A 3,207-nucleotide genomic window follows, 5' to 3' on the forward strand; every position below is an offset into this window, starting at 1 on the left:
ATGTCGTTGAGTGTGTAAGGCGGCTGCACCGGCAGATGAAGGACGGCGCGCGCCAGCATCCCGGTCGTGACGAGGCGTCCGGCCGAGGGCATCCGGCTCGACAGGCCCATGTCGCGGTTGTCGAAGCGCACGACCCGGAAACCGCGCTGAGCGAGGCCTTCGCACAACGAATCCGGCCAGGCGACGAGCTGCATGCCGAGGCCCATGATCAAGAGGATCGCCGGCGCGTCCGGCGCTCCGAATTCCTGATATTCGATGGTGATCCCGTTCGCCTGGACAGAACTCATCCCTTCGGCCTCCCGCTCTTGCCGGCGAGGCCCTGAAGGGCGCCGGCGAGGCGCTCCCAGCCGCCCCCGTTCATCGCCCCGCCGATCGCCCGGACGAGCGCCTTCGGGACGAGCGGCGCGCCGCCGGTGATCAGCTTGTTGGCGAGCCCCGGAACGCAGATCGCCTCACCCCTAAGGCACGCCGCGCAACCGGCCTCGGCCACGTCCTTCGGCGACATCATCATCGTCGCCGGGACCGGTTGGGCGAGCGAAGAGCCGCGCATCATGGCCGTGTCGGTCAGGCCTGGGCAAAGCGCAGTCGCAGTGACGCCGGTCCCCCTAACTTCCTCCCCGACCGCCTCGGTCAGCGACAGCACAAAGGCTTTGGACGCGGCGTATACCGCGAGTTGTGGGATCGGCATGAAGGCGGCGATCGAGGCGACGTTAAGGATGCGCCCTTCTCCGCGCGACGTCATTGCGGGCAGGAAGAGCCGGGTTAGCGCCGTCAGCGCCACGACATTGACCTGAAGCAGGTTGAGCTGCGCGTCGAGCGAGCCTGCAGCGAACGGGCCCTCGTCGAGCACGCCGGCGTTGTTGACCAATACGCCCACCTCGACGCCGGCGCCGGTTAGCGCCTCCGCCATCGCCTGAGGCGCCCCGGGCAAGCTCAGGTCGACCGGCAGCGTCTTGACCCGGACCGCATGAGTCTCGACGAGATTGCGCGCGAGCGCCTCGATCGCCGTCTCGGTCCGGGCGGCCAGCACCAGGTCGTAGCGGCGCGACGCGAAGGCGCGCGCAAGCTCCCGCCCAATTCCGGCAGACGCGCCGGTCACCAACACCCAGCCGCCGATCTTCTGGCTCCCGTTCGCCCCGTTTTTTGGCCGTCCCACGAAACAGCCTCCGCCCGACACGACGCTGTTCTCCTTGTCCTGATCGAGCCGGCATCATAGCCGGGGTCGCCCTTGGGACAATGATCCGCGTCAAATCCACGCGTTCTGCAGCCGCCGTCAGAATGCGCCTGAATATATACGCGCTCGTGTGGTTACCATCGTCTCCGGCTCACGCACCAGGGGCGAATCCGATGTCTGCGATCATCGACACCCACCTCCATCTTATTTACCGCGACCGGCTGAGCTACCCGTGGCTCGCCGGCGTCGCGGCGCTTGATCGCGACGCGCGCTACGAGCGGTACGCGGAAGAGGCGCGGCGATGCGGCGTCACGGGCGCGCTGCACATGGAAGTCGATGTCGCCGAGCCCGACATCGAGGCCGAGACGCGCAACATCAAGGACCTTGCGACCGAGGGCGCGGCCCTCCTCGCGGGCGCGGTCAGCGCCTGCCGCCCCGAGAGCCCGGATTTTCCCGCTTTCCTCGAGCACGCGCTCCGCGACCCGTTCGTGAAGGGCTTCCGTCGCGTCCTGCATGTCGTCCCAGACGACGTCAGCGAGCGGCCGCTTTTTCGCGAAAATCTCCGCCGGCTCTCGGGCGCCGGGCGTCCGTTCGACCTCTGCGTCCGCCCCGACCAGCTCGACAAGGCGATCGCGCTCGCCGACGCCTGCCCGGACGTGACCTTCGTTCTTGATCACTGCGGCGCGCAATCGATCACCCCGCGCGTCATGCAGCTATGGCGCGGGCGCATCGCTGAGATCGCGCGACGGCCTAACGTTTTCGCCAAGATTTCCGGAGTGGTCGCCTACACCGACCCGAAGACCTGGGTCCTGGATGACATCCGCCCCACCGTCGATGAGGTGATCGAGCGGTTCGGCTGGGACCGCGTCGTCTGGGGCAGCGACTGGCCGGTCTGCACGCTGACGGCTTCGCTCTCCATTTGGCTCGCCGCGACCCACGCCTTGACGCGCGGCGCCTCCGCCGACGAGCGCGACAAACTGTTCGCGGCCAATGCGCGCCGGCTGTGGTGGCTTGCGGAGTGAGACCGGATCCCTCGTCCGTCGCCTGCTCCCGCTAGGGGAGAAGGTTCTCGAACGGCGTTTGGCCGGTCGCAGGAAATCGAAGGTCGTCGCGCGCATCCGGACGCTGTCTCGTCGAGGCGCCTTGCGCGCCGCCGCAAGGAGGCTAGACTTTGTTTCCGGGCGTGGGTCGAAACGGAGGGTTTCCATGCGCACGAAGCTTGTCGGACTGCTGATCGGCCTCAGCCTCGCGGCGGTAGTCGCGCCGGCGTTGGCCTGCGAATACGGGACCTCGGCGTCGAACGCCCAATCGTCGACGCAGCAAACGGCCGAAAGTCAGCCGGCGTCCCAGAGCGGCGCGAACTGACGGATTTTTGAAGGAAGCGGGAGGTTTTCTCGAGCCGGGATCTCCCGGCATTCCTGCTGCTATTCGTTAACTTGCGCCGGGGCGGCTTTTCGTGGTCGCTTCGGCGTTATCCTTTGGACGGTGATCTTTTCGCCTGGGGCGCGGCGGCGACGCGCCGAAAAGCGCGGCGGCTATCGAGACGAAAGAAACAAGGCGACGCGTGGCGCAAATCCCGGCGGCCGATTTGCGGCCGGATGATGCACGCAATTTCTCCCCTTCCGGAAAGGGCGCATTCGCCGATCGGTCGCGATGGTGGAGGAAGCGTCAAGGCCGTGCTCCGGGTCCGTACGCTTTGGCGCTTGCCTCGGGCGATACGATATGGTCGGAGGACGAACGGCCCGGATCGAGGACCGGCCGAAAACAAGGAGAACCTATTCATGACCGCGGCCAACAACGCCTCGCTGCGCAAGGTGACGCTGCACGCCGCGCGATCGAAGGAGTTTCCCGAAGGTCGATCCGCCACGGATATGATTTTGTCGCACCGCTGACCAAGGACGGCCGGATCGACATCGAGGCGTGGACGCTCCACCGCAGCGAATGCTTCGCCCATCGCTTCTGGGCCGACGAGCCTGCGATGCATGGGCTTCTCATTCACCGGGCCGGCGGCCGCGGCGGCTCGAGCTGGGCCT

Annotated in this window: 4 protein-coding genes; 2 read left to right on the forward strand and 2 right to left on the reverse strand. The window is 67.0% G+C overall.

Annotation, left to right across the window (positions count from 1 at the left end):
• The coding region (locus tag ACLP25_RS20705; protein WP_442471037.1) for an alpha/beta fold hydrolase at window positions 1–287 on the reverse strand (287 nt) is incomplete at its 3' end.
• Complete coding sequence (locus ACLP25_RS20710) at window positions 284–1,156, reverse strand: SDR family NAD(P)-dependent oxidoreductase (protein WP_442471038.1); 873 nt, start codon at window positions 1,154–1,156, stop codon at window positions 284–286. The genes ACLP25_RS20710 and ACLP25_RS20705, both read right to left, overlap by 4 nt.
• Window positions 1,157–1,347: 191 nt before the next feature.
• Between ACLP25_RS20710 and ACLP25_RS20715 the strand changes: the two genes are divergently transcribed.
• Both ACLP25_RS20715 and ACLP25_RS20720 read left to right on the forward strand, forming a co-directional pair.
• Window positions 1,348–2,196, forward strand: a complete 849-nt coding sequence (locus ACLP25_RS20715; protein ID WP_442471039.1) for an amidohydrolase family protein — start codon at window positions 1,348–1,350, stop codon at window positions 2,194–2,196.
• Window positions 2,197–2,380: 184 nt separating this feature from the next.
• On the forward strand, window positions 2,381–2,539 hold the full coding sequence (locus ACLP25_RS20720) for a hypothetical protein (RefSeq protein ID WP_442471040.1): 159 nt from the start codon (window positions 2,381–2,383) through the stop codon (window positions 2,537–2,539).
• The last annotated feature ends 668 nt before the right edge of the window (window positions 2,540–3,207 follow it).

The sequence above is a fragment of the Roseiarcus sp. genome (genome assembly GCF_052145395.1).
GTDB lineage: Bacteria > Pseudomonadota > Alphaproteobacteria > Rhizobiales > Beijerinckiaceae > Roseiarcus.